Origin of the sequence: Hahella ganghwensis DSM 17046 (assembly GCF_000376785.1) — a bacterium.
GTDB classification, from domain to species: domain Bacteria; phylum Pseudomonadota; class Gammaproteobacteria; order Pseudomonadales; family Oleiphilaceae; genus Hahella; species Hahella ganghwensis.
In genome coordinates, this window is sequence record NZ_AQXX01000138.1 from 103,489 (window position 1) to 120,385 (window position 16,897).

A 16,897-nucleotide genomic window follows, 5' to 3' on the forward strand; every position below is an offset into this window, starting at 1 on the left:
CTGGCGTAAAGCGAGTATCGTGAAAGATGAGCGAGAGCTGACCGTCCAGTTTCGGCCCAGTGGCCACCGTATAAAGGTGATTCCAGGGCAGACGGTACTTGAAGCGGTGTTGGCGCAGGGCTATCGAATGCCCCATGCTTGTGACAATGGTGTATGCCATATCTGTAGCGCCACCGTGCTAGACGGAGAGCTTGAAAAGGATGCGTTAGTCAACGTGATGCGTTGCGGAAAGGCGCAAGTATTGTTATGCCGGGCGCGACCTGCCGGTGATTGTGAGTTTGAACTGAATGCCTTGTGGGGGCCGAACGAATTGGAAACAAAAAAGTTAGCGATGCAGGTTAAGTCGATAGAGTCATTATCTGCAGATATATACAGAGTGATCCTGTTAGCTCCTGCCGGCCAAAACCCAGAGTTCTTTGCAGGACAGTATCTCCAATTATTGATACCGGGTCTGGACAGTGCTTTCTTCTCGATCGCCAATGCTCCGGGGAGCAGGGAAATCGAGCTTCACATTCAGGTTCATTCCGATCAGCAGAGCGCGGTCACGATTCTCAATTATCTGCGAGACAACCCTGTTGTAAAGGCCATGTTGCCTCTCGGTAATAGTTATCTGGCGTCAGTGCCTGACACTGATGTTATTTTGGTGGCTGCAGGAACAGGTTTTTCGCAGATGAAGTCGCTGGCGGAGTACCTGTTGGCCAATGAATACTCAGGACAAATCACTTTATACTGGGGAGTCAGGCAGCGTGAGGAAATGTATTTGCGCCAATGGGTGGAGACCTGGGCGAATGAGACCTCACAACTGACTTTCGTGCCTGTGAGTGCAGACAACAAAGATAATGAATGGCCGGGCCATCATGCTGAGCTGGTGCGGGAAGTCTTGGCTAAAGGGCATCAATGGGCGAATTCGCTGGTATTCGTCAGCGGTTCCCCGACGATGGTTTATACCGCCCTGGATGCACTGGGACCGTCAGGCTTGCCAGAACACCAGTTCTTCTCTGATGTTCTGGAGTATGCGCCTCGCTAGATTACTCGCCAGGCTGCTTCCGACTAGGCCTGCTGGGCTTTTAAAGGCGGCATGGGAAGTTCTGGCAGAGGAGCGCCCTGTTCCAGTGCGTGCAGCAGGTAGCTGGCACCCGCGGCATGCTGGTCCATGTGAGAGAGCAGCCTGCCCAGTTCAGCATAGGCTTCGGGGCTTTTCTTGAGTTTCAGGCTAGCCTCAAAGTACTCCCGTGCTTTGCCCCATAGTTGGTTGCGCAGGCATAGGCGTCCCAGAGTCAGTAGTAGTACCGCGTCATTGGGGCGCTCTTTCAGCCAGTTTTCTGCATTCAGCAGTTGCTTGTCCACTTCGGGCGCAGCGATCTTGCCATAGAATTTGACCAGTTCTTCACTCCACTCTACCCGCAGCTGTTTTCTGACCAAAGCTTCCGCATGGCCACTAGCACCAAGTCTGACTAACTGGGAGGCATACGCATACACCATGTCGTCAGTTTTACGCAAACCTGCCGGCATCTTGTCCCAGACTTCATTCAATGGTTGAGTGTAGACTTCAGATTTGTTCGCCTTCAGGGCATCGTCGGTGCCCTGCTTGAGCAGATTCAGCCAGGTGTCTTGTTCTAATTGGTCCAGTTCCTGTTCCTTTAAAACGCGATATTTCCGCAGTTCAGGAATCAATTGCCCCAGTTTTTGCCAATCACAGAGACGGCTGTATACCTGTTGCAGGAGCTTCAACACAAAGGGGTGGTGTGGTGTGCGTTTGCGTAGACGCAAAAGCGTTGATAGGCATTGTTCCAGTTGCCCGCGGGCGAGTTGTAGTTGGGCCTGGGTAACGCCAATGGCAACATCGCCGCCGGGGGTGCTTTCGAATGCTTTCTGCAGCAGTTGGTCACTTTCTTTCTCGTTACCCAACTCGTTAGCTGCCTGAGCCGCGGCAAGGTAGTTAATGAGTGGTGTTTCTGACTTCTCCGCACTGCTGGATAGGTAGCGCTGGGCTTTTTTCCAGTTCCCCTCGGCGTACTCCAATAAACCTCTGGTGGTCTTGCGTTGAGCCCGGCTGTGTTTGACCGAGTGGCGCCACTGCTGCCAGCCGGCCCTGATACCGAGTGTTCGTGCAAGAAGGTAGAGGAGGTAATTCAGGGCAAAATAAAAGGCCACGAGCAGAGCAAGCCCGATCCAGATGTTGGTTTCCATCAGGAAGTAATACCAGGACACCCGAATGTAACCAGGGTCAAGCTTGATCAGAAAGCCCAGCCCTGCCCCCAGGGACAAGGCAATCAAAAGGATGACAGCCGTCTTGTTCATGACGCCTCCCCGTCATTGGTTGCCGGTTGCCTCATTAGTGACTGGGCATCATTGGCGCCGCGTTTGTAGACCGACTCCAGAAGATTCTTGAGCAAGTGAAGTGACTCGGTAATGTCCGGAAGATCCGGGTCTATATTATGGGTCTTCAGTTCTTGAACGTTCTTCAACACTGCCTTGGTGACTGGGCTGTTGGTAATGAAGTAATTCTCTATCCAGGTTTCCGCCTTGCCCAGACTTTGTTCAAAGACCTGCTGATTTTTGTCCAGCAGGGCCAATTCAGCTTGCTCCAGCATCAGACGGAGGTTCTGACGCAGATAGTAAATCTGGTCCGGAGCCATCAGAGGTTTGATTTCTTCTTCGGGGAATCTGATGACGAAATACTTTTCCAGTTGCTTGATGGATTCTTTGGTCCTTTCAAACCAGGTTTTGTCCGGAGCGTTCTCTTCCTCAGTATTGGTTTGACTTAGAAGAGGAGCCTCCTGAAAAAACAGGCGTTGATCCAGGCTCTCAATCTGTTCGATCAGCGCTTCGAGTTTCAGGTATATTCCCTGACGATCAACATCGGCGACAGCCTCCAGTTGCACAATTTCATTGGCAAGGGCTTTGCGGACTGGGAATACGGCTGCTTCTTTGGTTTCTGCCAGAACCTGATCTGCTGCCTGGAGTATGGCCAAAGACCCCTGATAATCCCGTTCCATATGCAGTCTTTGATTACCGAGTCGCAGAAGGTATTCAGCTTCAGCCAACAGCCAGTCTGTACGGCCGGTTTCACCAACCGTCAGAATACGTCTTGCGGTCTGGTCCAGTTGATTCCTTATCTCTGTCAGTTGACTATTCTGACGCTCCAGGGCGGAGTCCAGTTGTGTCAGCTTGGTTTCGTAACGCTGGCTGGTTTGATTTACCAGCGAGGTTCCTGACTGGCTCTGTTCAATGGCCAGATCAACTTTGGTTTGCCAGGATTGCAGTTGAGTCCAGAACCAGCCGGAGGCCAGAACCAAAGCAACGAGTAGAATCAATATGCCAAGCCAGAGTGGCCAGATCCTGGGACCGGTTACCTTAGCCTGTGGCGTGGGGCCGGATGAGGAAGGAGGGGAAACCGGCGGCGTATCAGTGTCTGCCGGGTTTGTCGCTGGCAGTGTGGGTTTGGGGGTCTCTTCCGTCACTCTCTTTCCTACTTTATTCGAGTTGTTTCTGAAACGGTTTCTGGGATGCCTTGGGCGTCATTTTTGTAAGCAAATGCTGATTGTCTCCGCCAGGGCGTCTTCTTTTAACGAGGCTGCGATCTCGAACTTCAGTTCCAGCGTTCGGGCCTTATCGGCTACTCGCTGGCTGGGAATAATGCATCTGGTTGATTTTAAAGCATAGCCGATTTTCCCACATAACGACCACAGACTGTCCAATGCTTCACCGGATAGTACCACGATCAGCTCTGGTTGCCATTGCCCGAATACGGCCTGAAGGGTTTCATTGGTGTAATCTTCCGGGGTGCGCCGGTAGAGATCAAGCTTATCGACGTGGGCGCCTCTTTCGCTCAGCTCCTGGGAAAGAGTGTCTCTGCCCCCTTCACCTTTAACCAGCAGAATTTTCTTGCCATCCGGAAACTGAAGCTCAGGATGCCTTAACATGTCTTCGCTGGTATTGCCTGAAGGTGGCAGGAAGACTTGTTCTCCTGTTTCCTGCAGCGGTGCGGCGCTGGCCGGTCCCATGGCAAACCAATGGATGCCAATGGGGGGCTGAGGCCAATAGGTATCCATGAGCTGGTTGAGGATAAAGGATGCGTGTTTGCTGGTGGAGATGACCGCATCATACTGATCAATATTCAGCACTCTGTCTCTGATTGCAGGTGACTCTTCCAGGGGAGTGATAGTCAGTAGCGGCAGTTCGCGGACATCATATCCCTGATTGATCAGTCGGGTTTTCAGGCCGGAATTATCCGGCTTTGAACGAGTCAGGAGTATCTTCCCGGCGCAGCCTGCGGTCGTCATAAGCCTGTTTCAGTCACCGTAAATTTCGCTGAGGATGTCTCCGGCGCCCTGGGACAGTAGCTTCTCCGCCAGTGAGCGGCCAATTTTCTCTGCTTCTTCTACATGTCCGGAAACCGCATCTCTGATTACTCTCTGACCATCGACGCTGCCTACCAGGCCTCTGAGTGATAATTGATCTCCCTGAAGCTCGGCATAACCGGCGATGGGGACCTGGCAGCCTCCCTGTAGACGGTGATTCATGGCCCTTTCAGCACTCACGCAGCGGGTGGTTTCTTCATCTATCAAAGGTGCGATCAATTGCAGGGAGTCTTGATCTTCAGTACGGCACTCGATACCCAGTGCTCCCTGACCGACAGCGGGAAGGCTTTCTTCAGGTGGCATTTCCATTCGAATGCGATCATGAAACTCCAGACGTTTTAGTCCGGAAGACGCGAGGATAATGGCGTCGAATTCTCCAGCGTCCAGCTTCGCCAGCCGCGTATTCACATTCCCCCGCAGAGATACTATTTTCAGGTCCGGGCGGCGGGCAGCCAGTTGGCATTGGCGACGCAGACTGGAAGTGCCGACAACAGAGCCTTCAGGCAGTTCATCGACGGAGCCGAAGTGGTTGCTGACAAAAGCATCTGTCGGGGTTTCTCTTTTCAATATGGCGCCAAGCCCCAGGCCTTCAGGAAACTCCATGGGGACATCTTTCATGGAATGGACGGCAATGTCGGCACGTCCTTCCAGCATGGCCTGTTCAAGTTCCTTAACAAACAAGCCTTTACCGCCGACTTTAGCCAACGGTACATCCAGAATCTTGTCTCCTTTGGTGGTCAGGCCCAACAGTTCGACTTCCAGACCGGGGTGTATTTCTTCCAGGGCGGCCTTAACATATTCAGCCTGCCATAGGGCGAGAGCACTTTGTCGGGTGGCGATGACAAGTCGGTTCTTTGTGATGGTCATAAGATTCTTTTGGCGTTTGCTGTGGTCGTAGGTTCAATTATGGCAAGTCTGAAAACGGATCGCAGAGTGTTTCCAACTTGTTTTCCGGCCTGCAAGAATAACCTTTGGAGTCTTCAATGTCATTGTTCGTTCAGGAAGCTCTTCACCTCGCTGACAAGGCGACGGCTGACGCTCAGCCCCTGGTCGACCCCTTTCAGGTAAACTTCGAAATGGCCATCCTGAACTCTTTGCAGCCGGTCCAGATAATGATGGTTGATCAGGGTATTGCGGTGGATCCTTAGCATGTGAGGTTTCAGCGTCTGCTCAAGTTCTTTCAGGGTCTGATCGCTTAGGGTTTCTCCGGATTTATGAACCACCGTAACGTATTTGTCGGCAGCCTGGAGGTAGAGGACATCTGTTAAAGGAATTCTCTGTACGCCCCGAACACTGCGACATACCAGATGGGCACTTTGTGCCCCCTGTTGATGTTGCTGGATGACGGTCTGTTGCGCCTGGGTCAGTTGTGTGACTTTCGACAGAGCATCAAACAGATCTTCTTTTCTGACCGGTTTGAGCAGATAGTTCTGCGCCCGAACCTTGAAGGCTTCCAGTGCATATTCATCGTAGGCCGTCGTGAAAACAATGGCCGGTGGATGCTCAAAGTCGGCAAGTCGGCTGGCGACTTCCAGCCCATCAGTACCCGGCATGCGAATATCCAGAAGCATAACGTCGGGGTGATGTTCGCGGGAAAGTTTCAGGGCTTCTTCACCGTCACCGGCTTCTCCACATACCTGATAGGGTGAACCTGCCAGGAGGCGCTGAAGTCGCGCTCGGGCCAGAGGTTCATCATCGACAATAAGTACTCTGATCATGGGACTGCACTATAAACTCAAAAGGGAAATCCTGATATTTCCGATGGTTAAAGTATCCGTTCATTATAGACCAAGCTGTTCCGAAAGTCGGCGAGCCTGTCAGTATTATCAACGAGTTAAGGGGATTCTCAGGGTCGCGGTGAACTGGTTGTCCAACTGGCTGGTCTTGAGTACCGCCTGATCCCCGAAAAATGCTTGCAGACGGCTGCGAATGTTGCGCATGGCGATTCGGTTACCCTGATGTTTCTGGCTGCCCGGATGGGGCGCAATGGGATTAGAGATCAGCACATATAGCCAGGTGCCCTGTTCATAGGCGGTAATTTTAATGGTTCCGCCCGATGGATTTGGTTGGATGCCATGGTATATGGCATTTTCAATCAGAGGTTGAAGGGTCAATGGCGGTACTTGGGCCGCCTTGGTTAACGGTTTGATATGCCATTCAAGATGCAGGCGTGGGCCCAGGCGCAGTTTTTCTATGCGTAGATAACGCTCGCATAAGCCAAGTTCATCATTGATCGGTACCAATGATGAGGACTCTCTTAACGCTGCCCGGAACAGTTCAGCCAGATCTAATACCGCTTCTTCTGCGGCTTCTGCATCTTCTGGAATCAGCCCGGCGATGGAGTTCATGCTGTTGAACAGAAAGTGGGGGCGTATTCTGGCCTGCAGTGCCTGTACCCGTGATTCCAGCTCAGAGCGTTGCTGTTGGTGCCAGAGATGCTGCAGGTAAAAGTATCGAAGTAGTGCGCCGGTTAAAATGGCTGCAATCAGAATCGCTTGCAACACAAACCAGTAATCCCAGCCAACCTTACCGGCGGTACGGAAATACCCAGCCAGAACAGCAAAGAGTGTGGTGGTGGCAATGACCACACCGTAAGTCACTAAAGCCTGTTGGGAAACACTCCACTGACGGCCCCATTTGCGTAGCTGGCACAGAATGATGGCGCTGGTGTGAACCACCCAGAGCATGAATAGTGACGTCAGTGCGAAGTAATCCCAGTTGAAATTCAGTAGCCCGTAATTAATCAGCGTAAACAGTAAGGCGCAGATTTCGGTTCCCAGCACCAGGAACAACAATGCCTGAACTGTGCAGAGATTAGGTAGGAAAAAACCATTGTATGGCTCTGTTTTACCGGTTGGCTCCATGTATTTAATCCGGGTTATTGGCTGTTGGGTATATGTGATAGGGGCAATCTGTAAACCTGGCGTCCACTCTCCGTCATCGATGAGGTTTTCTTTCCATTATTGAAAGACAAACCTCTACCCGGCAAGGGGGCCGATCACGCAAGGTTAGAAAATTCATACGCAGGCGCTTATAATCGCCAACCTCACACAGGCCGCCTTTGCAGTATTCAGTAAAGGCGTAGAATCCTGGCAAATCTGTTAACTCTCTCAGTATGGGGCAAGTTGAACACCATGACAAAGCAGGATACCACCGATAAACCCTGGGGTGGCCGTTTTACCGAAGCCACAGATGCCTTTGTTGAACGCTTTACAGCTTCGGTGGGGTTCGACCAGCGACTCTACTTTCATGACATACAGGGCTCTATTGCCCACGCTACCATGCTGACCAAGGTCGGAGTGCTGACCGAAGAAGAGCGGGATCAGATCATGGCCGGGCTGAATGATATTCGCAGTGAGATTGAAGCCGGTAAGTTTGACTGGTCGGTAACGCTGGAAGATGTGCACATGAACATTGAGGCACGGCTGACCCAGAAGATTGGCATCACCGGGAAAAAACTGCATACAGGCCGATCCCGTAACGACCAGGTAGCAACGGATATCCGTCTATACCTGAGAGATGAGATTGATGTTATCGGAGCGGAACTGAAGCGCTTGATCGAAGGTCTTGTCGGCCTGGCTGAGCGCGAGGCTGACGCTATTATGCCTGGCTTCACCCATCTGCAGACAGCTCAGCCAGTCACTTTTGGTCATCATATGCTGGCCTGGGTGGAAATGCTGAAGCGAGACTACGGGCGCTTGCAGGATTGTCGGGAGCGGGTAAATGTCCTGCCTCTGGGAGCGGCTGCACTGGCCGGAACCACCTATCCGATTGATCGTCAGATCACGTGCGATCTGCTGGGCTTTTCAGCAGTGGCGGAAAACTCTTTGGATGCTGTGAGTGATCGCGACTTTGCGATCGAGTTCAGTGGTTTTGCCAGCCTCTTGATGATGCATCTTTCACGTTTTTCTGAAGAGTTGGTACTGTGGACTTCTGCCCAGTTCAACTTCATTAATCTTCCGGATCGCTTTTGCACAGGCTCTTCCATTATGCCGCAGAAGAAGAACCCCGATGTTCCTGAGCTGATCCGGGGTAAAACAGGCAGAGTTTATGGCCACCTGACTTCTTTGTTGACGTTGATGAAAAGCCAGCCATTGGCCTACAACAAAGATAATCAGGAAGATAAAGAGCCCCTGTTCGACACAATCGATACAGTGAAAGGCTCCTTAAAGGCCTACGGCGATATGATGCCTGCGCTGACTGTAAACCGTCCGGTCATGGAAGAAGCGGCTCGTCGTGGCTTTTCAACGGCGACTGATCTGGCTGATTATCTGGTTCGCAAAGGCGTACCCTTCCGTGATGCCCATGAAATAGTTGGCAAATCCGTCGCCTTCGGAGTGGCGGAAAATCGTGATTTGAGTGAAATGACCCTGGAAGAACTGCAGCAATTCAGCCAGGTGATTGACGCCGACGTTTTTGATGTTCTGACATTGGAGGGCTCGGTAAACGCCCGGAATCATACGGGAGGCACCGCGCCGGTCCAGGTGAAAGCGGCGGCAGCCAGGGTGAAGTCCTGGCTGGCAGACAGGTAATCAGTTGACGGAATCCGCTGTCAATTGGGTTGGAGAGGGGGTGTTCACCTGAACAGTTTCGGCCCTGTTGATAAAACGCCTGGCGATGTCATTGGGATTTCGCCAGGCGATATGAATTTCATCACTAAGCGACTGCAAACAAAAACTGAACTCTTTCAGAACCCACTTTAGACTTTCCTGGGTATGAAATGCCATGTGGCCGTTTCTTGGGCATACATACCACCAATCGGTGCCGACTCTATCGATATTTTCAGGTTGTAGAAGTGTGCTAAATAATAACACTCCGTCATTTTCAGTCAGTGAACAAAGCTCCCTGAACAGTTGGTATTGGTCCTGAACATGTTCCACAACCTCAAAGGCTGTCACCAATGAAAACTTTCCCTCAGGTGGGAGTGAGTTCGTGTGGTGATAGGGGTCATAGGTTGTGCAGTGGCTAATCCCCTGTCGATTCAGGTACTGCTCCAGGAGCCCTTCGCCTCCACCGTAATCCAGCATGGAAATATGCCGATAGTCTGTTCCCAGCAGGTCGGTCAGGTAGGCTGCCAGACGCTCCGGACGCTCACCGGCAAATGGTGGATCTGCCAGAAGATAATCCTGGTTATAGATTCTTTGTTGAAAGTCGTGGTGCTCCCATTGATCAAAGAACGGGGTGAACATATAGCCGCAGCGTTGGCATCGGTAATACTCAACGAGGTCTTCAGAAACAGGGAACAGGCGGTTACCCTCAAAGTGGTCATTACCTGATTTGTTAAAGTCGGTGGTGCCTATAGGCGTTGTTTTATCCAGGCATACCCTGCATGGGTAAGATGACGTTTCCATACCTGCGTCCATTTCCAAGGTGATCTATGATGCACATTTGACCGGATCACTGATAACCGGTCACCGGGGCATTAGTTGTGTACTGATAAATCCTCACGTGTTGACGGTTGCTTGCCAAGGTATTTCACAATGGCCGACTTGGTGGAGGTGATATCTATGGGCTTGAGAATAAACTCCTCAAATTCCAGGCCCAGCGCTGTGGCTTCCTGATGGCCGTTGACATTCGCTGTCACGGCGATGATGGGAATTGACGAGAGCTGCGGGTCATTTTTCAGAATGGCGGCGACTTCCAGACCGGACGTGGTGGGGAGATTCAGGTCAAGGAGTATCAGTTGTGGTCGACAGCTGCGAGCCAGTGCAATGCCCTGCTCGGCAGTTGTGGCTGAAATCAGACGAATGTTCTTAAAGCTGTCAAAAAGGCCTTCCATCACTTTGATACTGGAGTCGTTATCTTCTATATACAGGACGGTTTTAAACCCGTTGGCGAAGTCTCCCAGGCCTTCTGTATATTCGAACTCTGGAGTGGCGAAGTTTGGAAAATACTTGGGTGCAGGTGTCTGTCCCATGACGTCAATGGCTTGAGGCGCTACCATGTCGACAACTTCCAGCTCCAGCCAGAAATAACTTCCCTGACCTTCTTTGGAGCTGAAGCCGATCTGTCCGTTCATTAGCTGCACCAGTTGGCTGCTCATTGCCAACCCAATGCCGCTGCCTTCAATTGCCGGATCATGGGCCAGTCGCTCAAAAGGTTTGAATACCTTACTGTGATCTTTTTTGGAAATGCCCAAACCGTTATCTGCCACTCCAATACGCAACCTGCCGTTGGTCGTGCTATCCAACTCAATCTTAACCCAGCCACCTTTGTGGTTGTACTTGATGGCGTTAGTCAGAAAGTTGGTTAGCACCTGCACAGTGCGGGTATGGTTGGCATTGAGTACGTAATCCCGCTGTATATCCGGTTTGTAGATACTGATACTTTTCGCTTGAGCCATACTGCGAACCATGGCGACGGACTCGTTAATAATGGGGTGAATCCGGCACGGAGCCATTTCTATACTCAATTGCCCACTTTCTATTTTGGACAGATCCATAATGTCGATAATGAGGGAAAGCAGGTGTTCACTGGCTTTGTATATCTGATTGATATACTGGCTCTGTTCGAGGGTCAGATTCCGGCTGTTGAGCTGAATGAGCTGAGCAAACCCCATGATGGCGTTGAGCGGTGTGCGCAGTTCGTGGCTCATGTTGGATAGAAACCGACTCTTGGCGTCACTGTTGGATTCTGCCCTGCGTCGCTGAAAGTCTGCGTCCTGCTGGGCCTTTCTGGCCAGGTGCATCAGCCAGTAAAGGGTAATCAGGCTGATGAGTATGATGCCGGCGAGGACGCAGAGAAGTGCTTCTGTGTAGAAGAACGTATCTGTTAATTCTGTCCGCTGATTCACCCTGTGGGTCACATGCTCCTTGTGTGCCGTCAAAGTCAGGTCGCGGGAGAGAAGGCGGATTTCCTCCAGCTTCTGAATCAGTGCGGGAGGAACAGAATTCGGGGTCTTGATTGCGCTGTCTATAAGCGGCCCCAGTGCCTCCACTCTGGCTATGACAGAGTTTATTAGCCTGTGTGTATTCGGTAGAACGCTGATGGCATCACTAAACTCACCTTCCTTGAACAAGTCCGTGCGGCTCAGCAGAACAGCGTATCTTGTGTTCAGCGTTCCGGGGCGAAGCGCCTCTTTTTCCAGAGTATGGGCGATAACCAGGAGGTTCATGGTTTCGGTCTCAATCTGATGAATGGACCAATACAGGTCATCCTTGGCGACCCGGACTTCCAGTGCTCCATCACGGAGCGAAGTGATCGTTGAAAAAATGGCGATAGCTAAAATGATTGTGGCCGTGGCCAGCGCTAGGCCGGCAATCCATCTAATCTTCTTGACCCACATATCGCTACTCCCTGCAGCTCAAACTACTATTCAACAATGACCTGAACAAGCTGCCAAATGCAGCGTTGAAAGAAAACCTCGTTTCTGGTTTCAGGAATCTGATCAAAAGGATAAATAATAAAGATTGGTCCTTTATCCCTGATAGTCAGAATTTCTCCATCTATACGAGTGGCCAACACCACATCATATTCCTGGAAATCCTCTGCTGGAATATCGATATGGTAATCGTTCAAGGCTACAGCCTTGGCGTTAGTTCCCTTCGCCCCCAATAATTCTAGTACATCGCGTACCAACGGGCCGGTGAACGTCCTTGAGTCGTCAAACCAGGGAGTTGTCGTTGTAATGGAATGCTGAGGGAGCTGATCCAGCATTTCCAGGTCAAAAGCAGCCTCATCGTGATCATTGGTTTGACTGATATTGCCGGTGACTGTCAATACCACCGGGCCGTGAGGGGCACGGAGTCCACTTGCGATTACCGGAAAGCAGAGACTGAGGCCTAATATCGCAATTAACAGACGCAGTGTTTTCATAACTTATCCTGTGCACGTTTCCCTGTAGAAACCATTGCGGTTCACAACACTTGCTGGCAAAAGTAACGATTTTACAGACAAATATAAAGAGTGTCTGTGTTGTTGGTAACGTAACTACTACAAACTGGCATGTTTCGGTTAGCGGAGTTTGATAGTTACTCCGCTATACTCTATGCTATGAATGTCCGCAGGCAGATTAATCCCGACTACAGCGAAGGCGTTGACCGTAAGGTATTGAAAACGCTCACCCAGCGTTTTCTTTCTTTGGTTGAATGCCGGCTTAAGCGCACCCGTATGGCGCTGACTCCGAGGCAACAGGTGGTTGTTGAATTACTCCCCTTGCTGGTGCATGTAAACCATCCGCTGATGCCGGGCTATGTGTCCCGTAAAACCCCTCACCGCCTGCATAATTACCAGCCAGACAAATCTGTCATTCAGCAAGCTCAGCGCCTGTCTCGATCTTTTAACTACAAGGAGTCGGGTAAAAAAGTGCAGTCTGATATTGTCAGTCTTTTTCTAATGGGCAGCACAGGATCAATTGCGCACTCCGGCAGCAGTGATCTGGATGTTTGGCTCTGCTACCGCAATGGCCTGGATAAAGGCGGTATTGAAGAACTTGAGAAGAAAGCCCGATTGATATCGGAATGGGGTGAGGAAATGGGGGCAGAGATACACATTTTCCTGATGAATGCGAACGAATTTCGTATGGGGCGACAGCAGGCGGCGGCAGATAGTGAAGATTGTGGAACCGCACAGCACTATCTGTTGTTGGACGAATTCTATCGTACGGGGATCTGGCTGGGTGGAGCTTATCCCCTTTGGTGGTTGATTCCCCCTGGTGATGAGGCGAATTACTCTGAAGTTGCCAAACGGTTGCAGGAAAAGCGCTTTATCCGCAGCAGTGACTACATTGATTTCGGTGGCTGTGCTCGAATTCCTCCCAACGAGTTTGTTGGGGCTGGAATGTGGCAATTGTATAAGGGAATCGATTCGCCCTATAAGTCAGTGCTCAAGTTGGTGCTTACTGAGGCCTATGCCACTGAAGACGGGTCTGTCGAGCCCCTGTGTGTCACCTTTAAGCAAGCGGTGTTCAATGACGAAATTGATGAGGATGAGCTGGACCCGTATGTGATGATTTACCGCCGTATTGAAGCATCACTAAGCGAGCGCAGTGAGTCTCAGCGGTTGGAGTTGGTCAGGAAAAGTTTTTATCTCAAGGTAGGAGAAAGTCTTTCCAGACTGGTGCCTGCACACCAGAAGAGCTGGCGCAGAAAAATCATGGAAAAACTGGTGGCGGAATGGGGCTGGTCGGATAAGGAGATTCGGTATCTTGACCGCCGCCCTTCCTGGAAGGTGGATGAAGTGATGCGGGAAAAGCGCAGTGTCGTCAATGAACTGACCGGCAGTTACCGTTTTCTTTCAGGATACGCAAGAGACAAGGGACTCGCGGTAGCCATCAGTGCCAGGGATATACATCTTCTGGGGCGTAAGCTCTATGCCACCTTTCAGCGAAAAGCCGGCAAGGTTGAGATGATCAATCCCAATATTGCCCCGAATATTGCTGAGGAGAATCTTTCCTTCCACCATCTGAGCAGCCAGGTTCTTGATTCACACCAGAATGGATGGCTGTTGTATCGTAACCTGTCCAACGTCAGTGATGCGGATTTTTACCCGGCACTGAAACGTTCCAACAGCCTGCTGGAGTTGATTGTCTGGTCCTATGTCAATGGATTGCTCACCTCGGCCACCAGTGTCAGTATGGTGGCCGGTGAGACCCAGGCCAGTTTGTTCGAATTACAGCAGATTATCGCCAGTCTGCGATCCCTGATGCATTTACCGTTTCCGGAGATATCCCAACAGGCCTACCGGGACAAAGCGCAGATACGTGGCTCGATTCTCTATGTGAATGTCGGGGTGGATCCCATGTTGGATCTGACACGGCGTGGGTTGCACAAGCTCAGTGATCGCAATGATTCATTGGGGTACTCATCTGAGCGGTCTAATCTGGTAATCACTCTGGATCAGGTAACGGTCAACACCTGGAATGAGGTGATGGTTCAGCGTTATGAATCCGGTGATACCCTGGTCCAGTGCCTGAACAATACGCTGGCAGCTCTGGCAGAAGCAGAGCAGTATGATGACAAAGTGCCGGGCATTGCGGTGCTTTGTTTTTGTGCCTCTCGGGCGGCGGCCATTGCGAATCGGGTCAGTAAATTATTCCAGCAAGTGATTGGCTGCTTTTTCAAATCGGGCACTTCCAGGCGTTATCTGCTTGAAATGGAAGAGCGTTATTTCGTCCTTCAGTTTGAAGGTCGTCAGCCACGTTTTACTTCGTTACCCACCTATGCCGACCTTTGCCGGTATCTGGAACAACCGCAGCGCCAGTTTCGGGCAATCGAACTGGATGACTATGCGCTGAAAGGTGATCCGCTGGAAGCAGCTTTTGCCAGAATGCGTCCCAATGCCATTCAAGTTTTTTATTGGGAAGAGGGTGGCCTGTTGCAAATGATTCTGATTGATGAAAAAGGGTCGATTCTTAAGCACTCAGGTAAGGTTCCTTCCGCGGAGGCTTTCCTCGGTGCGTTGTCCAACTTCTTGTATAGCATTCAGGAACGTAAGCAAATGCATGATACGCTGGCCGACAACATGGCATCGGGCGAGATAGAGTTTTTTCAGTTGCTGTCTGATGCCAAGGGCTTCAAGCCTGTATCAGTCAAAGTGTTGAGCCAACAGGGATTCAGCAAGTATATCGAAGCGCAGGCAATCGGTAGCCTGACAGAAAGGGATCGGCTTGGATTCAGTCTCTACTGTGAACAGCAGGAATTTAGTCTGTTGGAACATGGAGACCAAGTGTCAGCAGCGTTGGCACATTATCTGGAGGGACGCTTCGATCATCGGACACCGTTGCCATGCTACCTGACAGATTTGAGTCTTCCCCATAGCCTCGCCGGTGAATCCCTGAGGTTGCAAACCATAGAATACGTCAAACACAAGCTGACTCTGGAAAACAGCATTAATGTTGCCCGCGAACTTCCCTCCAGTCAGGAACCCGCTCGTCATCCTTCAGTTTGATTCTCGTGAACTAGGGCATTCTCTCATGTAAACGGCCTCTGGTTGATTCCATAACTCTCTATGTCGATTCCAGTGGGGATTCGGTGAAAAACAGTTGTTGGAATTTAAACGTGATACCGGTGTTTCTATTGGCCGGAGTGCCCGGTATACTTGCCCAATTTGATTGAAATTCGGGATAGTTCATGCGAATTCTCGGCATTACCATCGTTGTAGCAGCGTGCCTCGGGTTATTGTCTTGCGGCCAGAAAGGTCCCTTGCAATTGCCTCAGGAACTCTGGCAGTGGTCTCCCCCAGAAATGGTCTGGGAGCCCTCTGACAGTATACCCGGGTAGTGTCGTCAGTAGTCTGAACGATCTCATTACTGAGTCGAGTTATGGATTATTTTAATTACCGGCAGAATCAGCTGTTTGCTGAGGATGTCGCTGTAGAAGACATTGCCAGACAATACGGCACCCCCTGTTATATCTATTCGCGAGCAACTCTGGAACGGCACTATCATGCCTACCAGACTGCCCTGCAGGATTACCCTCACCTGATTTGCTATGCGGTTAAAGCCAACTCCAATCTGGCTGTGCTGAATGTATTGGCGCGACTGGGGGCCGGGTTTGATATCGTATCCCAAGGGGAACTAGAAAGAGTTCTCGCTGCCGGAGGCAATCCGGATAAAGTTGTATTTTCCGGCGTGGGGAAACAGGCGGGAGAGATACGCCGGGCGCTTGAAGTCGGTGTTCATTGTTTCAATGTTGAATCTGCCACGGAGCTGGAGAGGGTCGAGCAGGTCGCCGCTGAGTGTGGCAAGAAGGCTACGATCTCACTTCGGGTTAATCCAGATGTGGATGCGCAGACCCACCCCTATATTTCGACTGGACTGAAAGAAAATAAATTCGGCATTGATATCGATGTTGCCCTGGGGCTGTATCGAGAGGCTGCAAAGTCGCCACATCTGGAAGTCGTAGGAATTGATTGTCATATCGGCTCTCAGCTCACACAAATCTCCCCTTTCCTTGATGCGCTCGATCGAGTTTTGGCTACTGTACGCCAGTTGGCCGCTGAGGGAATTCATTTGCGTCATATCGACCTGGGTGGTGGCCTCGGCGTGACCTATGATAAGGAAACCCCGCCCCATCCGACTGAATACGCTGAAGCCGTGCTGGAGAAAATCAAAGAATCCGGCTTGACCCTGGTGCTGGAGCCTGGGCGCTCAATCGCGGCTAATGCCGGTATCATGGTGACACAGGTGGAGTTCATCAAGGATAACGGGCGCAAGCATTTTGCGATTGTTGATGCGGCAATGAATGACCTGATACGCCCTTCTCTCTATGGTGCCTGGCAGAATATTGTGCCGGTTAAGCCTCGTCAGGATGGACTGGAAGCCAGCTTCGATATCGTCGGTCCAGTGTGTGAAACAGGTGACTTTATCGGCAAAGATCGTTTGCTGAATCTGAAAGACGGTGATCTGCTGGCAGTCAGATCTGCAGGGGCGTACGGGTTTGTCATGAGTTCAAATTACAACTCCAGACCCAGAGTCGCAGAAGTCATGGTAGACGGCAGTGAGTCTCACCTGATACGTCGCCGGGAAACTATCCAGGAACTCTATGCCAGCGAATCACTGTTACCTGACCCATCCGCTCAAGCCGGATAAGTAG

14 protein-coding genes are annotated in these 16,897 nt (G+C 51.1%); 5 read left to right on the forward strand and 9 right to left on the reverse strand.

The features are described from left to right. Window positions 1–19 precede the first annotated feature (19 nt). On the forward strand, window positions 20–1,027 hold the full coding sequence (locus F566_RS0125950; RefSeq protein ID WP_020409963.1) for a 2Fe-2S iron-sulfur cluster-binding protein: 1,008 nt from the start codon (window positions 20–22) through the stop codon (window positions 1,025–1,027). A gap of 23 nt (window positions 1,028–1,050) precedes the next feature. On the opposite strand, the gene F566_RS0125955 is transcribed toward F566_RS0125950, so the two are convergent. The 6 genes from F566_RS0125955 to F566_RS0125980 all read right to left on the reverse strand — a co-directional run bounded on the left by F566_RS0125955 (window position 1,051) and on the right by F566_RS0125980 (window position 7,228). After that, window positions 1,051–2,301, reverse strand: a complete 1,251-nt coding sequence (locus tag F566_RS0125955; RefSeq protein ID WP_020409964.1) for a heme biosynthesis HemY N-terminal domain-containing protein — start codon at window positions 2,299–2,301, stop codon at window positions 1,051–1,053. Beyond that, window positions 2,298–3,464, reverse strand: coding sequence for a uroporphyrinogen-III C-methyltransferase (locus tag F566_RS0125960; RefSeq protein WP_020409965.1), 1,167 nt, complete (start codon window positions 3,462–3,464; stop codon window positions 2,298–2,300). Before F566_RS0125960 ends, F566_RS0125955 begins: the two co-directional genes overlap by 4 nt. Window positions 3,465–3,521: 57 nt before the next feature. Next, window positions 3,522–4,286, reverse strand: a complete 765-nt coding sequence (locus F566_RS34135; protein ID WP_020409966.1) for a uroporphyrinogen-III synthase — start codon at window positions 4,284–4,286, stop codon at window positions 3,522–3,524. A 9-nt stretch (window positions 4,287–4,295) separates the two neighbouring features. Then, window positions 4,296–5,231: a hydroxymethylbilane synthase gene (gene hemC, locus F566_RS0125970; protein WP_020409967.1), complete on the reverse strand. Its 936-nt coding sequence runs from the start codon at window positions 5,229–5,231 to the stop codon at window positions 4,296–4,298. A 119-nt stretch (window positions 5,232–5,350) separates the two neighbouring features. After that, window positions 5,351–6,082, reverse strand: a complete 732-nt coding sequence (locus F566_RS0125975) for a LytR/AlgR family response regulator transcription factor (RefSeq protein WP_020409968.1) — start codon at window positions 6,080–6,082, stop codon at window positions 5,351–5,353. 108 nt (window positions 6,083–6,190) lie between these two features. Further along, complete coding sequence (locus tag F566_RS0125980) at window positions 6,191–7,228, reverse strand: sensor histidine kinase (protein ID WP_020409969.1); 1,038 nt, start codon at window positions 7,226–7,228, stop codon at window positions 6,191–6,193. 270 nt (window positions 7,229–7,498) lie between these two features. On the opposite strand from F566_RS0125980, the gene argH reads away from it, so the two are divergent. After that, a complete protein-coding gene (gene argH, locus F566_RS0125985) occupies window positions 7,499–8,896 on the forward strand; it encodes an argininosuccinate lyase (protein ID WP_020409970.1) in 1,398 nt (465 codons plus the stop codon). On the opposite strand, the gene F566_RS0125990 is transcribed toward argH, so the two are convergent. From F566_RS0125990 to F566_RS0126000, 3 genes are all read right to left on the reverse strand, one after another. Further along, window positions 8,897–9,715, reverse strand: coding sequence for a class I SAM-dependent methyltransferase (locus F566_RS0125990; RefSeq protein ID WP_020409971.1), 819 nt, complete (start codon window positions 9,713–9,715; stop codon window positions 8,897–8,899). It abuts the gene before it with no gap. 71 nt (window positions 9,716–9,786) lie between these two features. Continuing rightward, complete coding sequence (locus F566_RS0125995; protein ID WP_020409972.1) at window positions 9,787–11,649, reverse strand: ATP-binding response regulator; 1,863 nt, start codon at window positions 11,647–11,649, stop codon at window positions 9,787–9,789. Between the two features lie 26 nt (window positions 11,650–11,675). Beyond that, the gene (locus tag F566_RS0126000) at window positions 11,676–12,179 is read right to left on the reverse strand and encodes a putative pterin-binding protein (RefSeq protein ID WP_020409973.1); all 504 of its coding nucleotides are present in this window, start codon (window positions 12,177–12,179) and stop codon (window positions 11,676–11,678) included. Between the two features lie 129 nt (window positions 12,180–12,308). Here F566_RS0126000 and F566_RS0126005 point away from each other — a divergent pair, with 129 nt between their 5' ends. From F566_RS0126005 to lysA, 3 genes are all read left to right on the forward strand, one after another. Next, window positions 12,309–15,251, forward strand: a complete 2,943-nt coding sequence (locus F566_RS0126005) for a class I adenylate cyclase (protein WP_245555307.1) — start codon at window positions 12,309–12,311, stop codon at window positions 15,249–15,251. A gap of 182 nt (window positions 15,252–15,433) precedes the next feature. Next, window positions 15,434–15,583, forward strand: a complete 150-nt coding sequence (gene lptM / locus F566_RS38400) for an LPS translocon maturation chaperone LptM (RefSeq protein WP_083921181.1) — start codon at window positions 15,434–15,436, stop codon at window positions 15,581–15,583. 41 nt (window positions 15,584–15,624) lie between these two features. After that, complete coding sequence (lysA, locus tag F566_RS0126010; protein ID WP_020409975.1) at window positions 15,625–16,893, forward strand: diaminopimelate decarboxylase; 1,269 nt, start codon at window positions 15,625–15,627, stop codon at window positions 16,891–16,893. The last annotated feature ends 4 nt before the right edge of the window (window positions 16,894–16,897 follow it).

Bases quoted from the DNA above. Each gene is read 5' to 3' on its own strand.
- F566_RS0125955 (WP_020409964.1), bottom strand. From the start codon at position 2,301: ATGAACAAGACGGCTGTCATCCTTTTGATTGCCTTGTCCCTGGGGGCA.
- F566_RS34135 (WP_020409966.1), bottom strand. From the start codon at position 4,286: ATGACGACCGCAGGCTGCGCCGGGAAGATACTCCTGACTCGTTCAAAG.
- hemC (WP_020409967.1), bottom strand. From the start codon at position 5,231: ATGACCATCACAAAGAACCGACTTGTCATCGCCACCCGACAAAGTGCT.
- F566_RS0125975 (WP_020409968.1), bottom strand. From the start codon at position 6,082: ATGATCAGAGTACTTATTGTCGATGATGAACCTCTGGCCCGAGCGCGA.
- F566_RS0125980 (WP_020409969.1), bottom strand. From the start codon at position 7,228: ATGGAGCCAACCGGTAAAACAGAGCCATACAATGGTTTTTTCCTACCT.
- argH (WP_020409970.1), top strand. From the start codon at position 7,499: ATGACAAAGCAGGATACCACCGATAAACCCTGGGGTGGCCGTTTTACC.
- F566_RS0125990 (WP_020409971.1), bottom strand. From the start codon at position 9,715: ATGGAAACGTCATCTTACCCATGCAGGGTATGCCTGGATAAAACAACG.
- F566_RS0125995 (WP_020409972.1), bottom strand. From the start codon at position 11,649: ATGTGGGTCAAGAAGATTAGATGGATTGCCGGCCTAGCGCTGGCCACG.
- F566_RS0126000 (WP_020409973.1), bottom strand. From the start codon at position 12,179: ATGAAAACACTGCGTCTGTTAATTGCGATATTAGGCCTCAGTCTCTGC.
- F566_RS0126005 (WP_245555307.1), top strand. From the start codon at position 12,309: ATGTTTCGGTTAGCGGAGTTTGATAGTTACTCCGCTATACTCTATGCT.
- lptM (WP_083921181.1), top strand. From the start codon at position 15,434: ATGCGAATTCTCGGCATTACCATCGTTGTAGCAGCGTGCCTCGGGTTA.
- lysA (WP_020409975.1), top strand. From the start codon at position 15,625: ATGGATTATTTTAATTACCGGCAGAATCAGCTGTTTGCTGAGGATGTC.